At 62.8% G+C, this 25,001-nt stretch carries 21 protein-coding genes and 1 pseudogene; 9 read left to right on the forward strand and 13 right to left on the reverse strand.

The window, feature by feature from the left end; all coding sequences use genetic code 11:
- Nucleotides 1-14: 14 nt before the first annotated feature.
- On the reverse strand, nucleotides 15-695 hold the full coding sequence (locus tag ACSBOX_RS02290) for a TetR/AcrR family transcriptional regulator (protein WP_442544611.1): 681 nt from the start codon (nucleotides 693-695) through the stop codon (nucleotides 15-17).
- A 186-nt stretch (nucleotides 696-881) separates the two neighbouring features.
- Here ACSBOX_RS02290 and ACSBOX_RS02295 point away from each other — a divergent pair, with 186 nt between their 5' ends.
- The 5 genes from ACSBOX_RS02295 (at nucleotide 882) to ACSBOX_RS02315 (ending at nucleotide 6,915) form a co-directional block, all read left to right on the forward strand.
- Complete coding sequence (locus ACSBOX_RS02295) at nucleotides 882-1,826, forward strand: ABC transporter substrate-binding protein (RefSeq protein ID WP_442544612.1); 945 nt, start codon at nucleotides 882-884, stop codon at nucleotides 1,824-1,826.
- On the forward strand, nucleotides 1,823-2,719 hold the full coding sequence (locus tag ACSBOX_RS02300) for an amino acid ABC transporter permease (RefSeq protein WP_442544613.1): 897 nt from the start codon (nucleotides 1,823-1,825) through the stop codon (nucleotides 2,717-2,719). The genes ACSBOX_RS02295 and ACSBOX_RS02300 overlap by 4 nt, the downstream gene beginning before the upstream one ends.
- Nucleotides 2,720-2,724: 5 nt before the next feature.
- Entirely contained in the window at nucleotides 2,725-3,483 is a 759-nt protein-coding gene (locus ACSBOX_RS02305) for an amino acid ABC transporter ATP-binding protein (RefSeq protein ID WP_442544614.1), read from the forward strand.
- A gap of 22 nt (nucleotides 3,484-3,505) precedes the next feature.
- A complete protein-coding gene (locus ACSBOX_RS02310) occupies nucleotides 3,506-5,104 on the forward strand; it encodes a thiamine pyrophosphate-binding protein (RefSeq protein WP_442544615.1) in 1,599 nt (532 codons plus the stop codon).
- A 191-nt stretch (nucleotides 5,105-5,295) separates the two neighbouring features.
- Complete coding sequence (locus tag ACSBOX_RS02315; RefSeq protein ID WP_442544616.1) at nucleotides 5,296-6,915, forward strand: amidohydrolase; 1,620 nt, start codon at nucleotides 5,296-5,298, stop codon at nucleotides 6,913-6,915.
- Nucleotides 6,916-7,106: 191 nt separating this feature from the next.
- On the opposite strand, the gene bcp is transcribed toward ACSBOX_RS02315, so the two are convergent.
- The 8 genes from bcp to ACSBOX_RS02355 form a co-directional block, all read right to left on the reverse strand.
- A complete protein-coding gene (bcp, locus tag ACSBOX_RS02320) occupies nucleotides 7,107-7,574 on the reverse strand; it encodes a thioredoxin-dependent thiol peroxidase (protein ID WP_078107485.1) in 468 nt (155 codons plus the stop codon).
- Between the two features lie 67 nt (nucleotides 7,575-7,641).
- Nucleotides 7,642-8,376, reverse strand: coding sequence for a winged helix-turn-helix domain-containing protein (locus ACSBOX_RS02325; protein WP_442544617.1), 735 nt, complete (start codon nucleotides 8,374-8,376; stop codon nucleotides 7,642-7,644).
- 9 nt (nucleotides 8,377-8,385) lie between these two features.
- Nucleotides 8,386-9,747, reverse strand: a complete 1,362-nt coding sequence (allB, locus tag ACSBOX_RS02330; protein ID WP_442544618.1) for an allantoinase AllB — start codon at nucleotides 9,745-9,747, stop codon at nucleotides 8,386-8,388.
- Nucleotides 9,740-10,978, reverse strand: a complete 1,239-nt coding sequence (locus tag ACSBOX_RS02335) for a glycerate kinase (RefSeq protein WP_442544619.1) — start codon at nucleotides 10,976-10,978, stop codon at nucleotides 9,740-9,742. The genes allB and ACSBOX_RS02335 overlap by 8 nt, the downstream gene beginning before the upstream one ends.
- Before the next feature lie 22 nt (nucleotides 10,979-11,000).
- The gene (gcl, locus tag ACSBOX_RS02340; RefSeq protein WP_442544620.1) at nucleotides 11,001-12,779 is read right to left on the reverse strand and encodes a glyoxylate carboligase; all 1,779 of its coding nucleotides are present in this window, start codon (nucleotides 12,777-12,779) and stop codon (nucleotides 11,001-11,003) included.
- 130 nt (nucleotides 12,780-12,909) lie between these two features.
- Nucleotides 12,910-13,788: a 2-hydroxy-3-oxopropionate reductase gene (locus ACSBOX_RS02345; RefSeq protein ID WP_442544621.1), complete on the reverse strand. Its 879-nt coding sequence runs from the start codon at nucleotides 13,786-13,788 to the stop codon at nucleotides 12,910-12,912.
- Between the two features lie 118 nt (nucleotides 13,789-13,906).
- A complete protein-coding gene (locus ACSBOX_RS02350; protein ID WP_442544622.1) occupies nucleotides 13,907-14,710 on the reverse strand; it encodes a hydroxypyruvate isomerase family protein in 804 nt (267 codons plus the stop codon).
- A 990-nt stretch (nucleotides 14,711-15,700) separates the two neighbouring features.
- The gene (locus ACSBOX_RS02355; protein WP_442544623.1) at nucleotides 15,701-16,060 is read right to left on the reverse strand and encodes a hypothetical protein; all 360 of its coding nucleotides are present in this window, start codon (nucleotides 16,058-16,060) and stop codon (nucleotides 15,701-15,703) included.
- 422 nt (nucleotides 16,061-16,482) lie between these two features.
- Here ACSBOX_RS02355 and ACSBOX_RS02360 point away from each other — a divergent pair, with 422 nt between their 5' ends.
- From ACSBOX_RS02360 to ACSBOX_RS02375, 4 genes and pseudogenes are all read left to right on the forward strand, one after another.
- The gene (locus ACSBOX_RS02360) at nucleotides 16,483-17,979 is read left to right on the forward strand and encodes a hypothetical protein (RefSeq protein WP_442544624.1); all 1,497 of its coding nucleotides are present in this window, start codon (nucleotides 16,483-16,485) and stop codon (nucleotides 17,977-17,979) included.
- Nucleotides 17,976-18,419: pseudogene (locus tag ACSBOX_RS02365) on the forward strand (ABC transporter ATP-binding protein); the annotation flags it as partial. The gene ACSBOX_RS02360 and the pseudogene ACSBOX_RS02365, both read left to right, overlap by 4 nt.
- Before the next feature lie 205 nt (nucleotides 18,420-18,624).
- Entirely contained in the window at nucleotides 18,625-19,569 is a 945-nt protein-coding gene (locus tag ACSBOX_RS02370; RefSeq protein WP_442544625.1) for an ABC transporter permease, read from the forward strand.
- 11 nt (nucleotides 19,570-19,580) lie between these two features.
- Nucleotides 19,581-19,838, forward strand: a complete 258-nt coding sequence (locus tag ACSBOX_RS02375; protein ID WP_442544626.1) for a hypothetical protein — start codon at nucleotides 19,581-19,583, stop codon at nucleotides 19,836-19,838.
- A gap of 180 nt (nucleotides 19,839-20,018) precedes the next feature.
- On the opposite strand, the gene ACSBOX_RS02380 is transcribed toward ACSBOX_RS02375, so the two are convergent.
- From ACSBOX_RS02380 to ACSBOX_RS02395, 4 genes are all read right to left on the reverse strand, one after another.
- Nucleotides 20,019-21,110, reverse strand: coding sequence for a type I restriction endonuclease (locus ACSBOX_RS02380; protein WP_442544627.1), 1,092 nt, complete (start codon nucleotides 21,108-21,110; stop codon nucleotides 20,019-20,021).
- 93 nt (nucleotides 21,111-21,203) lie between these two features.
- Nucleotides 21,204-22,337 (reverse strand): glycerate kinase, encoded by a 1,134-nt coding sequence (locus ACSBOX_RS02385; RefSeq protein ID WP_442544628.1) that lies wholly within the window; start codon nucleotides 22,335-22,337, stop codon nucleotides 21,204-21,206.
- Nucleotide 22,338: 1 nt separating this feature from the next.
- On the reverse strand, nucleotides 22,339-23,733 hold the full coding sequence (dctA, locus tag ACSBOX_RS02390) for a C4-dicarboxylate transporter DctA (RefSeq protein ID WP_442544629.1): 1,395 nt from the start codon (nucleotides 23,731-23,733) through the stop codon (nucleotides 22,339-22,341).
- 124 nt (nucleotides 23,734-23,857) lie between these two features.
- Nucleotides 23,858-24,955: a tartrate dehydrogenase gene (locus ACSBOX_RS02395; RefSeq protein ID WP_442544630.1), complete on the reverse strand. Its 1,098-nt coding sequence runs from the start codon at nucleotides 24,953-24,955 to the stop codon at nucleotides 23,858-23,860.
- Nucleotides 24,956-25,001: the final 46 nt, after the last annotated feature.

Below are 25,001 nucleotides of genomic sequence, written 5' to 3' on the forward strand. Positions count from 1 at the left end.
AGTTGGCGCGCGTCTTAGTGCGCGTCCACGAGTTTGGAGCGCTTCTTATGGATGAATTCGTCGGCGTCGATGCCGAACTCCCGGGCGGCAAAGCGGTGCAGGGTCTCGATCATCTCCGCAGGTGAGAAGCTGTGGACCCCGTTCAGGGACTGAATCGCGAGGCCATCGATCGTGGCCAGGAGCAAGGTAGCCACTTCGTCGATATCGAGGGCCGGTTGGAGCAGTTTTTCGTCAACTGCCTCCTCGAGCGCCCGGACGAACAGGCCCCGCCATGAAGTCCAGACTGCAGCGACGCTTTCCCTGATCTCGGAGTTCTTGTGGGCGGCGGCGTAGATCTGCAGCCAGAAGCCCCAGGCTTCCTCGAACGGGGTGTCGCTCTGGATGGAGAACGTCAGGAGGTCGTGCAGACGTTCCACGGCGTTGCTGCCGTGATTGTAGATGCGCTGCCATTCGGCGAGGGATTCGTCGATGCGGTACTCCACTGCGGCGCCAATGAGCCGTTCCCGGTGCCGGAAGTAGTGCTGGATCATGCCGATGCTGAAACCGGAAGCCTCGGACAGTTCGGCGAAGGAGCAACCCTCCACGCCCTCGCGGGAGATTACCTGCGAGGCGTGCTGCAGAATGCTTTGCCGGCGTTCTGCCATGGCTTCCGCCGTGACGCTTCGTGTGCGGCGGCCCGGGTTTGTCTCGCTCATGCCGTTGCTCCTTCGTTTGTCTGGTCGCGCTGGTCCAGTTGGGGCGCCTTGTGGGTGCCCGTAGTCATCTCTCCACGATGTTGCCATGGTCCCTTGACACGCGTTGTTACTGATCTCACAATAAGTTGAACATATTGTTATTTCAACCCGACTCGAACCGGAGATTCACAAATGATGCGCAAAGGCGTGAAAAGCTCGCTCGTTGCAGCGGCAGCCATTGGTTTCCTGGCGTTGACAACGGCGTGCTCCAACACCGAAGGTGCGGCCGCTACTGTATCCGGCAACGCAGCGGCGAGCGGCCAAAGCAGCCAGAGCGGCCAGGAAATCGCGAAGGCCGTGCAAATAGATTCCAAAGTTCAGGCGCTCCTTCCGGCCACTGTCAAGAGCAAGGGCTCGCTGACCCTCGTCACGGACCCCACCTACGCCCCGATCGACTTCACCGATGACCAGGGCAAGATCGTCGGACTTGAACCGGACATGGCCTTGGCCGTCGCGAAGAAGATGGGCGTCACCATCAACATCGAAAAGGCCGACTTCAACGGCATCCTGGCCGGTATCGAAGCCCGGCGCTACGACGCCTCCTGGGCTGCGTTTTCCATCACAGAGGAACGCAAGGACAAGGTCAACATGGTCAGCTACATGCGCGGAGGAACGTCCGTCATGGTCAAAAAGGGCAATCCATTGGGCATCAAGTCCGAGCTGGACCTCTGCGGCAAGACCGTTGCTGCCCAGACCGGGACAACCCAGGCCCTGAACGTGCTTCCGGCCTTTGACAAGAAGTGTGCCGACGCCGGCAAGGACAAGCCCGTTTCCCTCCTGCTGCCCCAGCAAGACAACGTCAACCAAGCCGTGGCATCGGGCCGCGCCCAGGCACTCGTGGCGGACAACGCGCTGACCGGGTACTACGCCCAGCTGCAGCCTGACGCCTTCACCTCCGTGGACTCCATCCTCGTGGAGCCGTCCCTGTCCGGCGTCGTGAGCCCCAAGGACGACGGCGGCCTGTCCAAGGCATTCCAGGCTGCGGTCCAGTCGCTCATGGACGACGGCACCTACGCCAAGATCATGGATGCCTGGAACCTCAAGTCCGGCATCATCACCAAGTCCGAGGTCAATCCGACGGTGGGGTCATGACCGTGTCTGAGCTGCCGATCATCGCCGAGGCACGGCCTGACTTCGTGGATTTGGCATCGCGGCCCGTGCTCAAGCGCAAACGGCCTGGACAACTGATCGCCATGGTGGTGGTGGGACTGTTCGCACTGATGGGCGCGTACGTCATCGTCACCAACCCCGGCTTCGGCTGGCCCACCGTGGCCAAGTACCTGTTCGACGTCCGCATCCTCGACGGCCTCCTGACCACGATCGAGCTGACGGTCATTGCCATGGTCCTGGGACTCGTGATCGGCCTGGTGATCGCGGTCATGCGGATGTCCGACAACGTGCTCCTCCGCGGCGTAGCCGGCGCCTACATCTGGTTCTTCCGTGGCACACCGCTCCTTGTGCAGATGCTCTTCTGGGGGTTCGCCGCGGTGCTGTTCCCGACCATCGGCATCGGAATCCCCGGCGGTCCCATGTTGGTGGAATGGAACACCAACGACGTCCTGCCGCTGTTCGTCGCCGGCATCCTGGGCCTTGGCCTGAACGAAGGCGCCTACATGGCCGAAATCGTTCGTGCAGGCCTGATGGGTGTTCCCGCCGGACAATCCGAAGCCTCCCACGCCATGGGCTTCAGCCGGATGGAAACCCTGCGCCACGTGGTCATCCCGCAGGCCATGAAGATCATCCTTCCGCCGGTAGGCAACGAGACGATCTCCATGCTCAAGACCACCTCCTTGGTGATCGTGATCGGCGTCGGGGATTTGCTCTACAACACCCAGCAGATCTACGCCCGCAACCTCCAGCAGATCCCTCTCCTGATCGTTGCAAGCCTCTGGTACATCCTGCTCACCACCATCCTCTCGCTCGTCCAGGCCCGCATTGAGAAGCGGTACTCCCGCGGCAACACCATCCAGGCACGAAAGGCGTAGCGGCAATGTCTGAAGTCCAGTTCCTTAATGTGCACAAGGATTTCTCCGGCATGGAGGTCCTCAAAGGCATCAACTTCACCGTCGAATCCGGACAAGTGGCGTGCCTGATCGGCCCCTCCGGATCGGGCAAGTCCACGCTGCTCCGCTGCGTCAACCACCTCGAAACCACCAGCTCCGGAACCATCCTGGTCGGTGGGCGCATGATCGGCTATGAAGTCCACGGCGACAGGCTCATCGAAGCCCACCAAAAGGACATCAACAAGCGCCGGTCCCGGATCGGCATGGTGTTCCAGTCCTTCAACCTCTTCGGCCACATGACAGCCCTCGAAAACGTGATGATGGGCCCCGTCAAACTCCTCAAGCTACCCAAGGCGCAGGCCGAGGTCGAAGCCCGCGAACTCCTGGCGAAGGTGGGCCTCGCCGACCGCACGGGCCACTATCCGGCCCAGCTCTCCGGCGGCCAGCAGCAGCGCGTCGCCATTGCCCGGGCATTGTCCATGAAGCCCGACCTGATGCTCTTCGACGAGCCCACCTCCGCGCTCGACCCCGAACTCGTGGGCGAAGTCCTGGACGTCATGAAAGCCCTGGCCCGCGATGGCATGACCATGATCGTCGTGACCCACGAAATGGGCTTTGCCCGCGAGGTGGCGGACGTCGTGGCGTTCATGGACGGCGGTGTCATTGTCGAAGCCGGCGATCCCAACGAGATCATCTCCCGTCCCCAACACGAGCGAACAAAGGCGTTCCTCTCCAAAGTTCTCTAGGCCACGATTTAAGGACTCAACCTTGACCAGTTCCATCCCCACCAACAACGTCGGCCTCGCCGTCATGACCACGCTGCGGAACTACGGGATCGACGCGATCTTCGGGATTCCCGGCACGCACAACCTTGAGTTCTACCGGCACCTTGAGCCGCTTGGCATCCGCCCGGTCACCACCCGGCACGAACAAGGAGCCGGGTACGGCTCCGACGGTTGGAGCCAGCTCAAGGGGCTTCCCGGCGTCGTGATCACCACCTCCGGGCCCGGACTGCTGAACGCGATGTCCGCTGCGGCCACCTCCTATTGCGAGTCCCGGCCCATGATCATCCTTTCTCCGGGCGCGCCACGGGGCAGCGAGTTTTCGGACATCGGGCTGCTGCACGAGACCAAGGACCCCACCGGTGCGGTCCGGGCCTTGATCGGACGGAGCACGCGGGTAGCCAACGGCAGCGAGGCCGTGGAGCTGATCCACGAGGCCTTCGCCTTCTTCGCGCACGGGCGGCCGCGTCCGGTCCACATCGAGATCCCGCTGGACGTGCTTGAGGGGGCGTCCGACGTCGAGCCTTCCGCCCTGGAGGCCCGACCCTTGGGGGCGCCGAAAGCAGCAGCCGACGACGCCGTCGCCACCGCCGCGGACATCCTCCGCCAGGCGTCCAACCCGGTGATCCTGGCCGGGGGCGGCTCGCTGGGAACCGGCGGCGCGCTGCTCGAACTTGCAGAACTCCTGCAAGCCCCCGTGGTGACCACGATCAATGGCAAGGGCGCCATCCCGGAAGCCCATCCGTTGTCATTGGGCTCGGAAATCCGGCTCGCAGCGGCGCAGGACCTGTGCAACGCTTCCGACGCGCTGCTGGTGATCGGCTCCAAAGTGGGCGAATCGGAGCTGTGGGGCGGCAAGATCATGCCGCAGGGGAGTTGCATCCGGATTGACATCGATCCGTCCCAACTTCAGTGCAACGTTGCCCCGGACATCGAGCTCCTCGGCAACGCGTCCGCCGTCGTGCGCCAACTGCTCGCGGAGCTCGCCGGACATGAGCCGGCCTCCGCTCCGGAACTGGACCCTTTGCGCGCCGAACTGCGGACGGAAGCCCGCTTCATGGCGCCTGTGCTGGCACAAATCAACGAGATCCTCGCGGCCACGCTGCCGGCAGACACCGTTATTGCGGGTGATTCCTCGCAGATCACCTATTTCGGGACCACGTCCTTCTTCCCCGTGCAGAAGCCGCATCAGCTTTTGTACACGCCCGCGTACGCGACGCTGGGTTATGGACTGCCGGCCGCTATTGGCGCGAAGGTCGCCGACCCCGATCGTCAGGTAGTGGGGCTGATCGGCGACGGCGCGCTCATGTTCGCGGTCCAGGAATTCATCACCGCCGTCGAGCAGGGCGTGGACCTGCCCATCATTTGCATCAACAACGGCGGCTACGGCGAAATCCGGCAAAACATGGAGGACCGGGACCTGGCCCCGGTCGGCGTGAACCTGACGCAACCGGACTGGGTGCGCCTGGCCGAAGGCTTCGGTCTGACGGCGTTCAATGTGGATTCCCTCGACGAGCTCGCCGGGATTGTGACCAAGGCGCTCGCCGTCAAGGGCCCCAGCCTGATCCACGTGAGCATCGAGTAGCCGCCCCGACGCCCACACCCCCTTGCGACGCTCGCTCACTTATGACGGCTTTTGTGCCGACGCTCGCTCACTTTCTTTAGGCAAGTGAGCGAGCGTCTGGTGGAAAGCGCCCATATGTGAGCGAGGGTCACTGGGCTGAGCGCCCGGGGCGGAACAGTTTCACACCCTCTATGACTTTAGGAAGGAAAAGGATGAGCGCGACGATCAAGAACGCCGGGTTGAAGGCCACGGCATGGGACTGGGTGGAGCACCAGAAGGAGCAGCTTTCCACCTGGCACACGAATATTTGGGAACTGGCCGAGCCAGCCTGGCGAGAGTACGAATCCTGCGCCTGGTACGTGAGAACGCTTCGGGAACATGGCTTCACCGTGGAGGAAGGCAGCGGGGGCATGCCCACTGCGTTCGCCGCCGAGTGGACAAGTCCCGCCGGTTCGGGCGCGCGGATCCTCGGCTACGCCGAATACGATGCCATCCCGGGGAACTGCCAAGCTGCATCAACCAAGCGGGAGCCTCGAACCGGCATGTCGCGCTTCGCTCCGGGCCACACGGATCCTCATTCCGCTCTCGGCATTTCGACGCTCGCGGGCTTCCTCGCGGCGAAAGATGCAATGGAGCGGCACGACATTCCGGGCACTTTGGTCTACACGGGCGAGCCGGCCGAAAAGGTCCAGGGATCCAAGGTTGTTCACGGCCTGCGGGGCTACTACGACAATCTCGATGCCATCATCTCGTACCACCCTTTCTACATGATGCCTTTGTGCAACACCGCGCGTTGGGACACCCACTGCGGTTCGTACTACAGCAAGATCTACACCTTCACGTGCGACAGCCCGGAGGGCTGGAACAACACTTACGGCGACAGTCCCATCCCGTCGTCGCACTCCGCAGCCCGGGCTCCCGGAGCGGACGCCGCGCTGTTCACGATGTTCTCGCTGACCAAGACCACCCAGGATTCGATGCTGCCGCAAGCGGGCGGGTGGTCGCTGTCGGAAGCGATCCTCACCGCCGGGCAGGCGACGGCGGACAACCAGCCTGCAGGGCTGGCCCAGATCCAGTACTCCTGGCGCTGCCCGAGCCTCGCCGAGGCCGACTCCGTCCTGGCGGTGCTTGATCGCAACGCGGAACTCGCCGCGGCCGCATCGCACTGCAGTGTTAGTTCCCGCTGGGTGGCCCGCAACCGTCCGGGCATCGCCAACCACAACGTCGCTCAGGTTGCCTGGGAGAACATCGCCGCTGTTGGCGCGCCGGTTTTGGATGAGCGCGCCCGCGAGATTGGACGCGAAATCCAAGCCTCGTGCGGAGTGGAACCCATGGAAAATCCGTTCCATCCGGCAACGGCCGAGCTCATCACCCCGCAGGACGCCGAAGCAGAGCTGCGCCGGCACATCCCGGCAACCCAGCAGAACTGGACCAGCGATGACTACGTCGAAATGACCTGGTACGCGCCCACCATCCGCTTCTACACCGCGCGGCCGACATTGGCGCCGGACGAAAGGGGCACTGCATACCCGGGCTGGGCCATGACCGCGATGGGTGGAATACCGGAGACGATTGACCCGACCATTACTTCGACGGGCAAGATGATCGCGGGCATGGTGCTGGATCTACTGACTTCTCCGGACGTGCTGGCGGACGCAAAGGCAGAGTTCGACGCCGAGAAGCGCCGCCGCGGTGCCGTGGCACCGCTGCTTCCTGCCGATTTCAGCGCGCCGACGGATTTCCGTTGGCCCGAATACATCGGTGAAGGCAAAGCCCGCGAGTGGTGGATCCCCGTGTCCGAAGAGTCCTGGAACACCGCCGGGAGTAACTAACCCGGACGCTCGCTCACTTATGTGCGCCATTTCCCAAACGCTCGCTCACTTCCGAAATAGAGGAATCCTCCTGCGGATCATGATCTGCAGGAGGATTCTTCTATTTGGCCTTGTTTGTGAGCGAGCGTCACGCGGGAGGGCCTTGTTTGTGAGCGGGCGTCGGCGCGGAGGGCGTTGTTTGTGAGCGGGCGTTAGAGGCCGAGTTCGGCTTTCAGCGCTGCCACGTGGCCCTGGGCCTTGACTTGGTACTGGGTCAGCTTGACCTTGCCTTCGCCGTCGAGCACGACGGTGGAGCGGACCAGGCCGTCGACCACTTCGCCGTTCACGAGCTTCTCGCCCCAGGCACCGTAGGCGAGGGCTACGGCGTGGTCTTCGTCGGAAAGGAGCGGGAAGGTCAGCGAGTAGTCGCCGGCGAAGTGTGCGATCTTTTCCGGGGCGTCGGGGGAGATGCCCAGGACTTCGTAGCCGGAGGACTGCAGGCTGGAGAGGCTGTCGCGGAAGTCGCAGGCCTCGGTGGTGCAGCCGGGGGTGGCCGCTTCCGGGTAGAAGTACACGATGACGTTGCGTCCGCGGTAATCCGACAGGGAGACCTTCTGGCCCTCGGAGTTGAGCAGCGCGAAATCGGGGGCCTGGGTTCCGGCGAGGAGTTTCTGGGTCATGTTGCGATCCTTGACTTGTCGGGCAACCGCCGTGGCCGGCGATCAATCTATAGGTGTAACGGGCTGCCTAGATGCAGTATTCCGCGGGTCCGCGGACTGTGGAGCCTGGTCCGGGCACGAATTGGTAGCCGCCTCCACGAACTGTGGCGATGACATGGCGGGCTGAGCCCAGCTTGCGCCGGACGCGTCCAACATACACGTCGATGGACCGAAATGCCGCGCCGGGACAGTCAAGTGACTCCAAAAAGCGTTGCAATTCTTCACGTGGGATGGGCCGGGACAGGTTTTCCACGAGGTAGCGGAGGAGGCTGTGCTCCATTGCGGTGAAGCTGACAGGAACACCGTCGAGGAGGACGGTGTTCGCGGCCAGGTCCACTGCCACGGTGCTGCGTCGGCCGGCCAGTGCGACAGGCGATGGGACAGCGGCCGGGCGACTTCCGGCGTCGGACGCCTCCGAACCGGAAGACGCCTCCGAAGCGGAAGGCGCGGACGCGCCGGATGAATCCCCGGACGTTGCAGCTCCGGCGGCGGGCCAAAGGAGGACTTCCGCCCCCGGAGCAAGTTTGCGGGCCCGGGCCAGGACCGCTTCAGCGGCCCGGGCCCAAACCTCGGGATCGATCTCGCGGCCTTCGCCGGGCTGTACCCACACGGCGAGGCCGCGCGGGTGCATCCCGGGCCGAACCAGCCCAGGCCGAGGCGCGCCGGATTGGACCAGACTAGGCCGGGGGGCAGGCTGGTGCCGCGAAGGGACGAAGCCACGAGGCGGCAGTTGCCCGTACGGGGCATGGACGTTGACGGCCATGGCTTGGCCTTACACGCCGCCGCGGCGAATCAGCTTGCCGCTGGGCGTCCGGCCGTCGATCTCGCTGCCGCGCAGGTACGTTTTGCGTACGACGCCGGAGAGCGCCTTGCCGTCGTACGGCGTGATCGGGTTCTTGTGCTTGAGCTTCTTGACGTCGACGACAAACGCGTCATCCGGCGCGAAGATCGAGAAGTCGGCGTCGTAGCCGAGAGCCAGCTGGCCCTTGTTGTGCAGGCGGGCCAAGGCTGCGGGCTTCTCGGACATCCAGGACACCACTTGCTCCAGGGAGATGCCGCGGTGCCGCGCTTCGGTCCAGATCAGCGAGATCCCCAGCTGCAAGGAGGAGACGCCGCCCCAGGCCACGGCGAAGTCGCCGTTTTCCAGGTCCTTGAGGTCAAGCGTCGAGGGGGAGTGGTCGGAGACGATGCAGTCGATGGTGCCGTCCTGCAGGCCCTGCCAGAGCAACTCGCGGTTGGAGGCCTCGCGGATGGGCGGGCAGCACTTGTACGCGGTGGCGCCGTCGGGGATTTCCTCGGCCATGAGCGTGAGGTAGTGCGGGCAGGTCTCCACGGTGAGGTGGACGCCGTCGCGCTTTGCCGAAGCGATCATGGGCAGCGCGTCCGACGACGAGAGGTGCAGGATGTGCGCGCGGGCGCCGGTCCAGCGGGCCCGTTCGATGACCTCGGCGATGGCCTTGTTCTCGGCGCCGCGCGGACGGGAAGCAAGGAAGGTGGAGTAGTGCGCGCCGCCGGGGTGGGGTGCGTGGTCGATCGCGTGGGAGTCCTCGGCGTGCACGATCATGAGGGAGTCGAAGGACTTGAGCTCGGCCATGTCCTCTTCCATCTCGTCCGCGTCCAGGTGCGGGAACTCGTCCACGCCGGAGTGGAGGAGGAAGCATTTGAAGCCGAAGACGCCCTCGTCATGCAGCGGGCGGAGATCCTTCTTGTTGCCCGGGATGGCGCCGCCCCAGAATCCGACGTCCACGAACGCTTGGTCCTCGGCCACTTCGCGCTTGAGCTTGAGGCCTTCAACGTTGGTGGTGGGCGGGATGGAGTTCAGCGGCATGTCGATGATGGTGGTGACGCCGCCGGCGGCCGCAGCACGGGTGGCGGAGGCGAAGCCTTCCCACTCGGTGCGGCCGGGCTCGTTGACGTGCACGTGGGTGTCCACGAGGCCCGGGATGAGGGTTTCGTCGTCGCCGAGCTCGATGACTTCGGTGCCCGTGAGGCTGTTGCCCAAGGGTTCGATCGCGACGATCACGCCGTTGCGGACGCCGACTTCGCGGGCGGTGATGCCGGCCGTGGTGAGGATGCGCTGGCCGCGGATGACCAGGTCAAACGGGCCGTGTGCTGTGATGGTTTCTTCAGACATGGAGTTGCTCCTTGGTCTCGGTTCGCGCTGCGTCATGGGTGGGTACCGCTTTTTCAGAGAGGCGCGCGCCGATGTGCTTACCTAATTCTTCAAGCAGCGGGCCTGCTTCAGCTATGCATTTCTCTACATTGGATTCGAGCTCGGTCAATGCGTGGACCGACTCGAAACCGGACTCCGAAAGTTGTTCCGGGCTCAGCGTACTGCGGCCGCAGACGGCAATCACAGGGATCCCGGAACGCGCTGCCGCCCGTGCCACGCCCATGGGCGTTTTGCCGAGCAGGCTCTGTTCGTCGAGGCTGCCTTCGCCGGTGATCACCAGGTCCGCGCCCGCCAGCCGCTGCTCGAGTTCAGTGAATTCGAGGACGACGTCGATGCCCGGCCTGCGTGCCGCGCCCAGCGCCGCGATGGCGATGTAGCCGACGCCGCCTGCCGCGCCAGCGCCCGGAGCCTGTGCGGCGTCCTGGGCTTCGGAGCCAATTTCGTCGGCGAGGACCTGGACGAAGTGGGCCAGGGCCGCGTCGAGCGAGGCGACGTCGTCCGGCGTCGCGCCCTTCTGCGGTCCGAAGATCGCGGCGGCGCCGGTCCGGCCCAATAGGGGATTGTCGACGTCGGACGCCAGGACGAACTCGGTGACCTCCAAGCGGACGTCGAGGTTAGAGAAGTCGATCCGGTCCAGGCGGGCCAGGGCCGCGCCGCCGCCGGGGAGTTCGTTGCCGTCGGCGTCGAGGAGGACCGCGCCGAGGCCCTGCAGGACGCCGGCGCCGCCGTCGGTGTTGGCACTGCCGCCGACGCCGAGGATGATGTGCCGGCAGCCGAGGTCCAGGGCGGCGCGGATGAGTTCGCCGGTGCCCAGGCTTGTGGCGCTCTTGGCCGTTTCGGAGTTCGGAGCGCTGCCGTCGCCGAAGCCCGGCAGCACCGCGAGTCCGGAGGCCGCCGCCATTTCGATGACGGCTTCCTCGCCGCGGACGGCGAATTCTGCCGTGATCGGCTGGCCCGTGGGTCCGGTGACCGTGGCGCTGCGGCGGGTGAAGCCGGAGCCGACGGCGGCGTCGAGAGTCCCCTCGCCGCCGTCGGCCACTGGAATGAGCGTGGTTTCAAAGCCCTCGGCTGGCAGACTTGCTGCTGCGCGGCCAGCGGCAAAGCCTGCCCGCAGTCCGGCGCTCAAGCGGCTGGCGACCTCGGGAGCTGTCAGCGATCCCTTGAACTTGTCCGGGGCTATGACCACACGCATTCCGTACCTCCTTCAGTACTTACTAGTCCAGCAGGGCGATGATCGCAGTGGGTGCGTCTTCGCCGCGCTCGGCCAGCTCTTCGAACTCGTTCACGCCGTTGATTTCAACACCCATGGAGATGTTGGTGATCTTCTCCAGGATCACTTCGACCACCACGGGAACCTTGAACTCGTCCATGAGTGCCTTGGCCTTGTCGAACGCGGCGGGCAGGTCGGACGGGTTCTCCACGCGGATGGCCTTGCAGCCGAGGCCCTCGGTGACCTTGACGTGGTCCACGCCGTAGCCGTTGGTTTCCGGGCTGTTGATGTTCTCGAAGGCCAGGGACACGTTCTGTTCCATGTTGAAGCCGCGCTGCGACTGGCGGATCAGGCCCAGGTACGAGTTGTTCACCACCACGTGGATGTACGGCAGGTTGAACTGTGCGCCGACGGCCAGCTCTTCGATCATGAACTGGAAGTCGTAGTCACCGGACAGGGCAACAACGGTCTCGTCCGGCTTGCCGCGAACGACGCCGAGGGCGGCCGGGGCGGTCCAGCCCAGCGGGCCTGCCTGGCCGGCGTTGATCCACTTGCGCGGGCCGAAGACGTGCAGCAGCTGTGCGCCGGCGATCTGCGAGAGGCCGATGGTGGATACGTAGGTGGTGTCCTTGCCGAACGCCTTGTTCATCTCTTCGTACACGCGCTGCGGCTTGATCGGCACGTTTTCGAAGTGGGTCTTGCGCTGCAGCGAACCCTTGCGGGCGGTGCACTCGGCGACCCAGGCGGAGTAGTCCGGCAGGGACTTTGCTGCCTGGCGCTCGCGGGCCAGCTCGATCAGCCCATCCAGCGCCGCACCGGCGTCGGACGCGATGCCGAAGTCCGGCGAGAACACGCGGCCGATCTGCGTGGGCTCGATGTCGATGTGCACGAACTTGCGGCCGGCCGTGTACGTGTCCAGGCCGCCGGTGTGGCGGTTGGCCCAGCGGTTGCCGATGCCGATCACGAAGTCCGAGGCCAGCATGGTCTCGTTGCCGTAGCGGTGGCTCGTTTGGAGACCGACCATGCCGGCCATCAGCTCGTGGTCGTCCGGGATGGTGCCCCAGCCCATCAGGGTGGGGATGACCGGAACGTTCAGCAGTTCGGCCAGTTCAACCAGCTGCGCGGAGGCGCCGGCGTTGATGATGCCGCCACCGGCGACGATCAGCGGGCGTTCGGCCGCGGTGAGCATGTCCAGTGCCTTTTCCAGCTGCTTGCGGCTGGCCTTGGGCTTTTCGACGGCGATGGGCTCGTAGGCGTCGATGTCGAACTCGATCTCGGCCATCTGGACGTCGAACGGCAGGTCCAGCAGGACCGGTCCGGGACGGCCGGAGCGCATCAGCTGGAAAGCTTTCTGGAAGGCGCCCGGAACCTGGCCCGGTTCCAGGATGGTCATGGCCATCTTGGTGACCGGCTTGGCGATGGACTCGATGTCCACGGCCTGGAAGTCTTCCTTGTGCAGCTTGGCAACCGGGGCCTGGCCGGTGATGCAGAGCATGGGGATGGAATCCGCCCAGGCTGCGTACAGGCCGGTGATCATGTCCGTTCCTGCAGGGCCCGAGGTGCCGATGCAGATACCGATGTTTCCGTCCGCTGCACGGGAGTAGCCGTCAGCCATGTGGCTGGCGCCTTCAACGTGGCGGGCCAGGGTGTGGCGGATGCCGCCGTGTGCCCGCATCGCGGAATAGAAGGGGTTGATTGCCGCGCCTGGCAGGCCGAACGCCTCGATGGCGCCTTCCTTTGCCAAGATGGCGACGGCTGCGTCTACAGTGCGCATCTTCGTCATGGTGTGCTCCTTGAAAGCTTTTGGTGCCCGCTATGGGCGGATTTTTGGGTGTGTCCGGGGGAGACGGCGTCGGAAGTGCCCGACGCCGGCTGCTGGTTTTCGCTTGTTTCCGCCCCTTGGGGCGGGCGGTTTACTTGCGGCCGCTGAGCTGGAGGACCTGCTTGAAGAGGCCGGAGTGGTCGAGTCCGCCGTCGCCCTGGTTGACAGTGGCGGCCACTAGCTGTGCGACGACCGCGCCGAGCGGGATGGTGACGTTGGCTTCGCGGGCTGCGGAGGTGACGATGCCGAGGTCCTTGTGGTGGAGGGCCAGGCGGAAGCCGGGGTCGAAGTTGCGGTCGAGCATCTTCTGGCCCTTCTGGTCGAGGACCTTGGAGCCGGCCAGGCCGCCGCCGAGGACCTTGAGGGCTGCGTCCGTGTCCACGCCGTAGGCCTCAAGGAAGGCGATAGCCTCGCCGAGGACCTCGATGTTGACGGCAACGATCAGCTGGTTGGCTGCCTTGACGGTCTGGCCGGAGCCGGAGGGGCCGACGTGGACGATGGTCTTGCCGACGGCGTTGAGGACATCCTGTGCTGCTTCGAAGTCGGCTGCATCGCCACCGACCATGATGGACAGGACGGCGTCGATGGCGCCCTGTTCGCCACCGGAAACCGGGGCGTCGAGCGGGCGGATGCCGGCCGCGACGGCGTCTGCCGAGAGGCGGGCTGCGACGTCCGGGCGGATGCTGCTCGCGTCGATCCAAAGGGTGCCCTTCTTCGCGTTGGCGAAGACACCGTCCGGGCCGCTCACGACGCCTTCGACGTCAGGGGAGTCCGGCACCATGGTGATGACGACGTCGGCGTCCTTGACGGCGTCGGCGATGCTTGTGGCACCCTTGCCGCCCTCAGAGACGAGCTTGTCGATCTTGTCCTGGCTGCGGTTGAAACCGGTGACGGCGTGGCCGGCCTTGACCAGGTTGATGGCCATGGGGAGGCCCATGATTCCGAGTCCGATAACTGCGACGTTGCTCATGATTTTCCTTACTGAAGTCTTTGTTTTAGCTCAGGTGTGCTGGACCCAACTAGCTCGCAGTTGATGTCGTTTTGAGGGCTCTAAACGACATCAACTGCTACCCAGTTGGGCGGGTTCGCTAGTGGGAGGTGGCGCGCTGGCGGATGGCCCAGCTGAACGCCGTTTCCTGCGGTTCCTTGTATTCGAGGCCGATGTAGCCTTCGTAGCCGAGTTCGCGGCTGCGGGCGATCCATTCGCCTAGGGGAAGCTCGCCGGTTCCGGGAGCCCCGCGGCCGGGGTTGTCGGCGATCTGGATGTGGCCGAAGTCCTTGGCATGGTTTTCGATGACGGCTGCGACGTCGTCCCCGTTGACCGCCAGGTGGTAGAAGTCGGCGAGGAGCTTGACGTTCGTGGCGTCGGATTCTTCCTTGACGCGGGCGATCACCTTGAGGGCGTCGGCGGCCTTGAGGAGCGGGTACTTGGGGGCGCCGCTGACGGGCTCGAGGAGGACGGTGCCGCCGATGCGTGCGACGCCTTCCGCGGCGCTGGCGAGGTTCTCGGCACCGATGGCGTCCTGCTTCTCGGCAGATTCGCCGTCCACGCGGTTGCCGTAGAGGGCGTTGAAGGCCTTGCAGCCCAAACGCTCGCCGATGCCTGCGACGACGTCGATGTTGTCCAGGAACTCGGAGGATCGGGCGGGCCAGGAAACCAGGCCGCGGTCACCGCCAGGCATGTTGCCGGCGTTGAAGTTCAGGCCGGTGAGCTGAACGCCAGCGTCCTTGATGGCGTTCTCGAACTCGGTTACCTGGGCGTCCGACGGGACGGAAGTCTCAAAGGGCCACCAGAATTCGACGGCGTCAAAGCCGGCAGCCTTCGCGGCTGCGGGGCGCTCGAGCAGGGGCAGCTCCGTCAGGAGGATGGAGCAGTTCACTGTGTACGTCATCGTAGGTGTCCTTCCGGGGGAGGGCTTGGGATCCATCTTCCGCTTGGCTTGTTCTCCTGGGCTAGTTCGCTTCGGTGAGTTTCCGCTTTGTGGAATTTAGATTCTGCTTTATGAAAAGTTTAGGGAACGAGGGGGTGGGAGTCAAGGGGGTGCTCGGCGGGAAGGGGGTTTGGGATACCAAGTGGGGGGGTTGGGTGGGGTTGGGTGGGCTGGGAGGGGGTGACTGGGGCACGAAGTCCAATCTGGCCTCGCCGCGCGATGGAGACATCTCTCTCCGTGCTCACCCTCGATTTACACGGAGATGCGTCACCGACCACACGGAGATTGCCCGATTCCACACTGAGATTCGGGTCTCCCAGCACTGAGATTCCCCTTTTTTACACGGAGACGGCTTTTTCGCCCTTAGCCTTCCCCTATTAGTTTCGATTTCAAATCGGATCGATTGGGGGATTCATGGTAGATCGCGTCTTGATTGCTCGGGAAGTCCGAGCGGCAACGCCAGCCGCGCTACTGCGATCCCGGGCCCGAGAAAGGTTCCGAAAATGATCTTTTCATCAGCTATCCGCAGAACGGCCACTGCGTTCGTGCTCACGTGTGTCGTTGGCAGCACTATTGTCGGGCTCCTTCACGAACCGAAGACACCACCGCTTGCCTGGACCTCCTTAGCTATTGGCTCGGTTGCCCTGGTCCTAGTGCTCGCGACAAAGCGAAGTCCGAAGCGCGATGCTGGTCTGTTCGCGATCAGCGGGATGGGTAGTGGCGTTTTCGCGGGAGCGGCGACCGTTGGCTTCCCCGGGTCGCTTCCGATATGGCTTTGGACAATCGGCGCGATCGGTCTTGGAACCATGTCTCTCGTCGTCGACGCGGAGGCGTCCCAAAACAAATCCGTCAGTCGTCTTTAGGCATCGGCGATGGGAAGGCTGTTCGATCTCGCGGTGGTCATGTTCGTGGCGCGCCTGATCTGGGGCCGGGAACGGGCTCCTCCGTACGTCAAGTGAAGGACTCGCGAGCCGCGATCCCGGACTCGTTCCGTGCAATCGGCTCAGGGTGGAGAACATGTTCGATATTCATGTCTGACCAGAAAAGCGGTCGGAATTCCAAGACCGGCCGGTAATTGAGAATGGGGAATCGAATGAAAATGGTTAGGAATGCAAGGAAGGCAGTGGCGGCAGGAGCGCTGACGGCTCTTATGGCAATTGGGGCCGCGTCCGGAGCACAGGCCACTAGCGCATCGGGCACGGCGTACTTCGACAACGGGCAGCCGATCACGGCAAATATGTGGATCCAGCCGGTTTCAAATGGCGGTTGTGGGAGTTTTTCCTCATCGGCGGTGATGAACGTATCACCCAATTGGATCCGTAATACGACATCGTTCTACCAGTACGGAGTTGGGTCCATCAGTATCAAGGGTGTCAACGTATCGGGATCGGGAACCAGCAACCCGGCGACACTTCAGTGGACCAATAGTAACGGTGCTCGTGGATCCTATCTGAGCGGCACAGTCTGCATGGGTTGGGGGGCCTTCTACCTAGGTGCGGATGTGGCCGCCACCGCTTACTACTACGGCAATTTGCGCACTGCTTCCGCGCGCGTATAACGAAGAGATCGGCACTGCAGTAATGACAAGAAGCCTAGGTATATGCCGTCAAAAGGTGCTGCACACACGAAACGCCAAACTGGTGTCGGTGCTAATCGTGGCCATGCTTTGCCTGACTGCCTGCAGTGCCGGTCTCTCCGCGCCGGCCAACGAAGTGTCTGCCATACAAGCTGACTTGAAGAAGCTCCAGGGAATCAACGGTCTCATAAGGATGCCCGAAGGGGAGGGTCAAGAGCGTGGAGATCTGTACACGACGGCGTTGTACTCCGAGGACCTCGGTTCCTATCTGCTGGCGGACAACGCCAATCGGACCGTCCGCGAAGCACTGGGTGAGCAGTCCACAGCCGACCTGCCGACGCTCTGGTCTGCGCTCAAGCTGATTAGGGCTGCCGGCGCAGCTTTGCCTGCCGAATTGGAGAAGAGATTGGCTAATGCCGCGATGCCCCCAAGGCAGCAGGATATAGGCGCGGAAATTGCAGCCCTCTGGTTTTGGATCGACATCGGTAGGATGCAAGGTTGGTCCGTGATCGCAGGAAAGTCCTTTGTGGAAGAAGCGCTCATACGGCTTGGCGCAATTGACATCAACTCGATCACGAACAAGCCCTATCTTCTGTGGCGTCTCTTCGATTCCTATTCGGCTCTGCCAAAGGAGCGACCCCGCGAATTGGAACGAGCGTTGAAGAACGTGGATTCCAAAAAGCTCCCTGGCGACTATGAGTCAACTCTTGACTTTCAAGCCGCCCTTGAAGCGAGAGCAACCCTTGGAAATGATCTGGTCGTTCCTAACGGTGCTAGGGACCATATCGTTAGGCTTCTGGATTCAAGCCAGGTGCACGATGACGCGCTGATCGCCTCAATGCTGCGTTCCTTGGAATTGCTGAACGCACAGACTGAGGCGAAGCGACTTGTCAAAGACCGTATTGCACCCAGGGTCGACCAGAAGACGGGACTTATCCGTTCATCGACTCTCGCCAAAGGCTCGGTGCACGCGACGTATCTTGCCGCGAGACTCCTCGACACGAGCTTTCCCGCGGTCGCAAGTGGGCGAACCAGAGACGAGCTGGAACGGGTGCTGAAGGCACCCGAGACCGATCAGATCACCCAGCTCAAGGCGCTTGTGGCGCTCAAGCGCTCTGGGTCTTCATCCTGGGGGAGCTACGGTTCGATCATCGAGCAGGGTAGGGCAGCGCTTCCGGCCACCGTGACATTCGCAAATCTCAGCGGGTACATCGAGCTGGTGGATGTCCTGGTACAGCTTGAGCCCAATGCCCGGTTGGCGCGACTGGAGGCGTTCGATGCAGACCCCGGGGTTGAAGACCTACTCTCCGGAGCTCTCATGGCGCTCTCCAACTCCATGTACTTCTCAAACAGCGAAGAAGTGAGATCAATGTTTCCGGCCGTCCAGTCCGCTCTCCCGCAGCTCATCGGTTCATCCAGAGGAAGGGGCCCGAACTATTTTCGGGCGTTGACCGCCATGACGAACGCAAGTCGGTCCGGACTTGGATCAAACGACTTCGACAAAGCGGCCGAGGAACTCCGGACTCTGAAGGGCTGCAAAGAATTCCCGTCCTTGTATCGGTTGGAAGCAGACAAGGCGTCACCATGCAGCTTGTCAATTTCGGCCGCAATGATCGCGGTCCCGGGTGCCTACGACTTCGGGGAGAACAAATGACAGCGGTGCTGCGTCTTGAGAACATCGCCAAGTCTTTTTCAGATGAACGCGGGACGCGACAGTTGGTCCTTTCTAGAATCAGCCTGAACGTCGAGGCTGGTGAAATCGTCTGGCTGCGAGGCGAGTCGGGTTCGGGGAAGTCTACGATCCTGAACATCTCCGGACTTCTATCGACCCCCGATGCCGGCAAAGTGTGGATCAAAGGTGACGACAGGACCAACGCGTCGTCCCGGGAAGCGAGTCGGGTCCGCTCGAACGAAATCGGCATGGTGTTTCAGAGCAGCAACCTGTTGCCTGAACTTACTGCGTTGGAAAATGTTCTCCTTGCCAGCAGCAAGCCCATGACGCGAGCAACGATTACGGAGCAGCTGGAACGCTTCGGCCTGGCGGCGGTCGCTGACCGGCAAGCGAAGAGGCTTTCCGGTGGGCAGCAACAACGAGTCGCGTTTTGCCGGGCACTCATCAACGAACCGTCATTGCTACTGGCCGACGAACCAAGTTCGGGTCTCGATGCGACAAACACTGAAGCCATCCTGGACGCCATGCGAACGGGCGCCAACAGCGGGTGCGGCCTCCTCGTCGCTTCCCACGACGAAGTTTTCCAACAAGTGGCCCACCGTCAGCTTCCTATGAAGGAGTTGCTCCTTGAACAGAAATAGGGTCTTTGCTGCGAGGTCGGTACGTCTTTCCCTCTCGAAATTGAGGCCACTCGCCGTCCTGATGAGTCTTGGCATCGCAGTGTTCATATTCGCCGAGAGCATCGTTGGGGCAGGCATAAGTTCATACTCAAACAAGATCAGCACCAATTCCGCACTGAATTATGTGGAGGTGACCTCAGTAGGTCCGGACTCAGCCCGTGAGATCACTGACGAATCACTATCCCGGTTCAGCCAAATCGAACACGTAGTGCGATCCTCCGGCTGGGCCCAAATTGACCTCGCCATCGAGGATCCTGCGAATTGGCCATCTCAGAACAACCCCGGCGCATTCATGGGTACGCCATTCATCAGCGGGATCACTCCGAAGGTACCGCTCGGAGATGTCCCCGGGGACGGCCCTGGGGAAGGCCAGATCCTGCTTCCCGACCACGGGCAGGGCCAGAAATATGCCCAGCTGCTCGGCAAGGAAATGAGCTTTGTGTACACGAAGGAAATCGGTCCTGGCAATGGGGAACCTGTTTCCATATCTCTCCGCGTCTCAGGTATCTATGACAATTCGTCGCCGGGTACGGATGGCGCACAGGCGGCTTACGTATCCAGTACTGTGCTCCAGTCAACGCTCGCCAATGCCCGGCCGAATACAAAAGCGCTGACCTATCCCCGCGCATATGTTCGCGTCGACTCAGCAGACGAAGTGGTCAATGTGCAGAACCAAGTCCGAGCGCTCGGATACTCAGTGAACAGCGTTGCGGGCCAGATCCGGTCCCTGTCGGGCCTCTTCGCACTTCTCGCCCTTGTCAACTGGGTGATCGGCGGGTTCCAGATTATCTTCTGCCTTGGGGTCGGAGTGTCAGTTGGTGGCAGTTGGATAAAGCAGAGAGCTCGCGAAGTTGGTCTCCTCAAAGCCATCGGCTGGTCGGGGCCTCCATAGCGGGGGTCTACATGGTCGAGTTGGCAGCGGTGGGTGTCATCATTGGCGTGGCGGGAGCGCTCCTGGGAACCTTTTGCTCGATCGTCGGAACGGCGGTGTTCAGCGGACTGCAGCTCGACCTCCTGCCGGTGACCGCATGGGCCATGCCCAACTGGCTGCTCGTGCTCGGAGCACTCCTCTGCGTGCCCTTGTTCTTGTGCCTTGGAGCCGTCGGCCACGTCGCAAGACTCGCTCGGCTCGACGCGGATTCCTCGCTCCGGGACCTGTAGCCACGGCGTCGTGGGACCCTATCGAAGTCTCCTCGCCTAACGGCTCGGACTGATTTTCTTTACAGAGTCACGCGCGGGCCAGAGTCAGCCGTGTCCCCGCTAGTTAGTCCGGCGTTTCCCCGAAGAACTTAGTTGTGAACATTTCCATCCGAATCGCCGCCGCCACCCAGCCGACAGATGCTATAGGTAGCCCTTCACGCTGGCGCGAAGTGCGTCAGCGTGTTCGTAAATGTCTTCAAGAGTGTCGATGGGAACACGCCGTTCCTCTTTGTGTTCGTCGAAGAGTCCGATGTACTTCTGGGCTCTGTTGAAGTGCAGACGCGCTATGGGCCGGCGGTTGTTGTCATCGAGAAGTACCGCGAAGTAGGACTTGGCGTCGCGCTGGAAGACCCTTGAGGGCTTTACATTGCTGCAAACAATCGCGCGGACAATCTGATACCCCTCAATTTCTTCGGCGGTCGGCACAACACCACCGATTTCAACGAGATCGGTGTCGGCTGCCGGATCACTAGCCATATTCGGAAGAATTGCCGAATCGTCGACCTGGGTAAAGGTCTGAGAGCCGAGGGCCTTCTTAAGACGATCGTTCGCCTGATCATTGAGAAACTGCTTCGATGCCTTTTTGACGAGCGAAGTGAACTGTTCGCGCACACGCTGCGTATACGGGCCGGTGTATACCCGCGTTGTCAAGAACTTGACCCACTCGTCTTCAGGTTCGCGGAATTGTGCAGCCAAGGTCCGTTTCAGCTCGCCGATGTATTTCAGTTCGCCAGCTGCGTTGATGATCGAGTCCAGATCGAAGACGTCTTTTGAAAGTTTCTGGATCTCTGGCAGGAGCGAATCATCTATCTCATTGAGGTCCAGCACCAGGAAAGGTTTTTCGTCCATACGGTTCGGGGCATCGAGATCAGTAAAAAACTGATACACCTCGCCGTTCGTGAGTATGGCGATCCGCGCATTTGTCACTGCAAAATAGCGGAACAGCTGAGACGCGTGTTCGATCCTTACTGGTCCCATGGACTTCTTGCACTCGATGAGGATCTGTATCTCGCCGTCCTTCACGATGGCGTAGTCGATCTTCTCGCCTTTCTTGATCCCTACATCCGCTGTGAACTCCGGCACGACCTCAAGAGGGTTGAAAACGTCGTAGCCGAGGATCGTTGAGATGAAGGGCATGACGAATGCGTTCTTCGTTGCTTCCTCGGTTTGAATAGCCTCACGCTGCTGACGCACCTTTGCTGCAAGTGCCGAGAGCCGTTCTTCGAATTCCATGCGTCCCCCTTGAGCAAACCCGATATTGAGCCAACCGTAAACCAGCGGCACCAAGAGATCACGGAGGAGGAGCGTGTCTGCTCACGCGCGGGCCTACAGCAGCGCCTCCCCGATCTCCCGCCCGATCCGCCGCAAGAGTTCCGCCGAAAGCCCGGGATCCTTCGACGAGTCCCGGTCCGTGTAGTCCGCCAGCGCGTAGACGCGCGAGATCGACATCTCGGCCCATCGCTCCCGCGGCAACAACGAGCGGCCCGCGACGGCGATGATCGGCCGGGCGCCGGAGCGGCGTGCGACGGCGGCCGGCAGCTTTCCGGACAAGGTCTGCTCATCTATGCTGCCCTCGCCGGTCACCACCAGATCGCACCCTTCCTTGCGGGTGTCGAAGTCCAGGAGGTCGAGGAAGTAGTCCGCCCCGGAGACCTGAGAGGCACCGAGCAGCATGCACGCGAAGCCGATCCCGCCGGCGCTTCCGGCACCGGGATGCCCGGCAACGGAAGCTGCATCCGCAAACCCCGCGGAAGCGAGCACAGAAACAAAGTGCGTCAGACCGGCGTCGAGCGCTGCAACATCCGCAAGCGATGCGCCCTTCTGCGGACCAAACACCGCAGGCGCACCGTGCGGACCGCACAGCGGGTTGTGCACGTCGCTCGCGACAATGAGGTCCACACCAATCAGCCCGGTAAGCAACGCCCCAACAACGGAATGAACAAGCCCAAGATTCCGGCCGTTGCCATCCAAAGAACCCCCGGAAGCGTCGAGGAAGCGGAAGCCCAGGGCGGTGAGCATGCCCATTCCTCCGTCGGTGCTGGCGCTACCGCCGAGCGCGAGGACGATCCGCGCAGGCCGCAGCGAAAGAGCAAAGAGAACAGCCTCGCCAAAGCCGCGGCTCGACGCATCAAGCGGCAAGAGCCGTCCGTCCGGCAACAGCCCCAAACCGCAAGTGTTCGCTACCTCCACAACCGCAGTGACGCCGTCGAATGCGATGCTCGCTTGCACGGGCTGTCCGGTCGGGCCCGGGACCACTACGGCGTGGCGGGCGAAGCCGGAGGCGACGGCGGCATCCACGCTGCCGTCACCCCCGTCCGCCAGCGGCAGCAGCTCACACCGAACCGCTCCGGCGGAACGGAGCCCTGTTGCCAAGGCGTCCCCCACCTCGCCGGCGGTGAGGCTGCCTTTGAACTTGTCGGGCGCGATGAGGACAGTCTTCGGGGCAGTTGCGTTACTCATGTCAGATGGATTCCGAGTATGCCCGGCGGTGCTCAGCGGGCTGAAAAGGCTCGACGGCGGCAGCGGACGTGGGAACTTCAGGCACCTGTACAGGCTCCACGACTTCGCCGGCGAAGACGCGGCGGACGCGGTCGGCGTCGAGGGTGCGGTCCCACCAAGCGACGAACAGGGTGGCGACAGCATTGCCGGTGAAGTTCACGAGGGCGCGGCATTCGGACATGAACTTGTCGATGCCGAAGATGAGCATGATGCCCGCAGCCGGGATGGTGCCGATGGTCGCCAACGTAGCGGTGAGGGCGATGAAACCGCCGCCCGCAACCCCTGCAGCACCCTTGGACGTAAGCAGCATGATTGCGATGAGGCCCAATTGCTGGCCGATACTCAGGTGCGTGTTGGTGGCCTGGGCGATATATACGGCTGCCAGGGAAAGGTAGATCGCGGCGCCGTCGAGGTTGAAGCTGTAGCCGGTGGGGACAACGAGCCCCACGGTTTCCTTTTTGACCCCCGCGTGTTCGAGCTTGCGCATCAGCCCCGGCAGCGCAGGTTCGGCGGTCGAGGTGCCCAGGATGATCAGGTATTCCTCTTTGAAGTGCCTGATCATCGTGAAGATGTTGAGCTTCAGGAACGCCATGACGGAGCCGAGGACCACCACCACAAAGAGGATCGAGGTGACATAGAAGAGCGCGATCAGCCCGCCCATGCTGGTCAGGGAGGACACGCCGTACTTGCCGACTGCAAAGGACATGGCACCGAAGGCGCCCAGCGGCGCGGCCTTCATGATGAAGCCCAGGATCTTGAACATCACGCCGGTGAGCCGCTGCACGCCGTCGAGTACCGGTGCGCCGAGCTTGCCCATCGCGTTCAACGCGATCCCGAAGACAACCGCGATGAAGATGATCTGGAGAATATCGCCCGCAACGAAGGGCTGGACGACGCTCGTGGGGATGATGTTGGTCAGGAATTGCCACCATTCCTGGTGCGCGCCGGCATCGATAAGCTGGGCCGCGGCGGCGGTGGTCTTGAAGGTGCCGGCACTTGCGTTGACGCCTTCGCCAAGGCGGAAGATATTGATCGCCACCAGGCCGAACACCAGCGCACAAATGGTGCCGACCTGGAAGTACGTGAGAGCCTTGAGGCCCGTCATCCCGACCTTCTTGAGGTCCGCGACGCTCGCGATCCCGCCGACGATGGTCAGGAAAACGATCGGCCCGATGAGCATCCTCATCGCATTGACGAACGTAGTCCCGATCGGTTCCATGGCGATGCCCGCGGTCGGCGCGAGCCAGCCGAGCACGACGCCGATGAGAATGGCGGTCAGGACCCAGAAATACAGCTGCCTGTACCAGCGCTTTTTGGGGGCCGGAGTCGGATGACCGGCGGTTGATGTGTGTCCCATGATTCCTACCTCATTGTGGAATGTCTGTGGAGATGGTCTTAAGTGTTGTGAAGCGTTGCGGTTGTGGAGCGTTCGACGGCGGCTGGCTGGCCGCCGTCGAGCGCTAACTTCAGATCGGGGCGGGTCAGACTGCCGCAAGGGAGTGCGTAAGTGTCTTGATGATCGCTTCGGTGACGTCGTCCGTGGTGGCTTCACCGCCGACGTCGCGGGTCAAGAACCCGGCGGAGGTGGTCTGCTCGATGGCGGCCTCGACCAGGCGGGCTTCTTCGTGCAGGCCAAAGTGGTCCAGCATCAACGCGGCGCTGGCGATCGCGCCGATCGGGTTGCTGATGCCCTTGCCGGCGATGTCGGGCGCGGACCCGTGGACGGGCTCAAACATCGATGGGAAGCGGCGCTCCGGGTTAAGGTTGGCACTAGCGGCGAGGCCGAGGCTGCCGGCGAGGGCGGAGCCGAGGTCGGAGAGGATGTCAGCGTTCAGGTTGGACGCGACCACCACCGACAACTCCTCGGGGTGGAGGATGAACTTGGCGCTCATAGCGTCGACCAGGACGCTCTCGGTCTGGACGTCAGGGTAGTCCAGGGCGACGCGCTTGAAGGTTTCGTCCCAGAGGACCATGCCGTATTGCTGGGCGTTGGACTTGGTGACGGACGAGACCTTCTTGACCGTGCGGGTCCGTGCGAGCTCGAACGCGAAACGCATGATGCGCTCGCAGCCCTTTTCGGTGAACAGTGCGGTTTGCAGCGCCACTTCGTTACCGGGGCCGCGACCGCTCAAGTTGCGGCCGCCGAGACCGGCGTACTCACCTTCGCTGTTTTCGCGGACCACGATCCAGTTGAGCTCCGTGTTGTCAGCCTTGCGGAGCGGGGACTGAATGCCGGGGAGGAACTTGACCGGGCGGATGTTGGCCCACTGGTCGAAGTTCTGGGTGATGTTCAGGCGCAGGCCCCAGAGGCTGATGTGGTCCGGGACGTTCTCCCAGCCGACGGCTCCGAAGTAGATGGCGTCGAAGTCCTTGAGGGCGTCCAGGCCCTTGGGGTCCATCATTTGGCCGGTCTTCTCGTAGTAGCCGCAGCCCCACGGGAACTCGGTCCATTCAAAGGCGAACTTGCCGTTGGAGTTCGCGGCCAGGGCGTCCAGGACGCGGCGGCCGGCGGAGACAACTTCCTTGCCGACGCCGTCTGCGGGGATCGATGCAATGCTGAATTTCTGGGTGGCGCTCATGCCTACCTACTCGTTGAGTTTGTTAGCAGAGTCACACTGCCTTCCT

Origin of the sequence: Arthrobacter sp. KN11-1C, from assembly GCF_052180225.1 — a bacterium.
Taxonomy (GTDB): domain Bacteria; phylum Actinomycetota; class Actinomycetes; order Actinomycetales; family Micrococcaceae; genus Arthrobacter.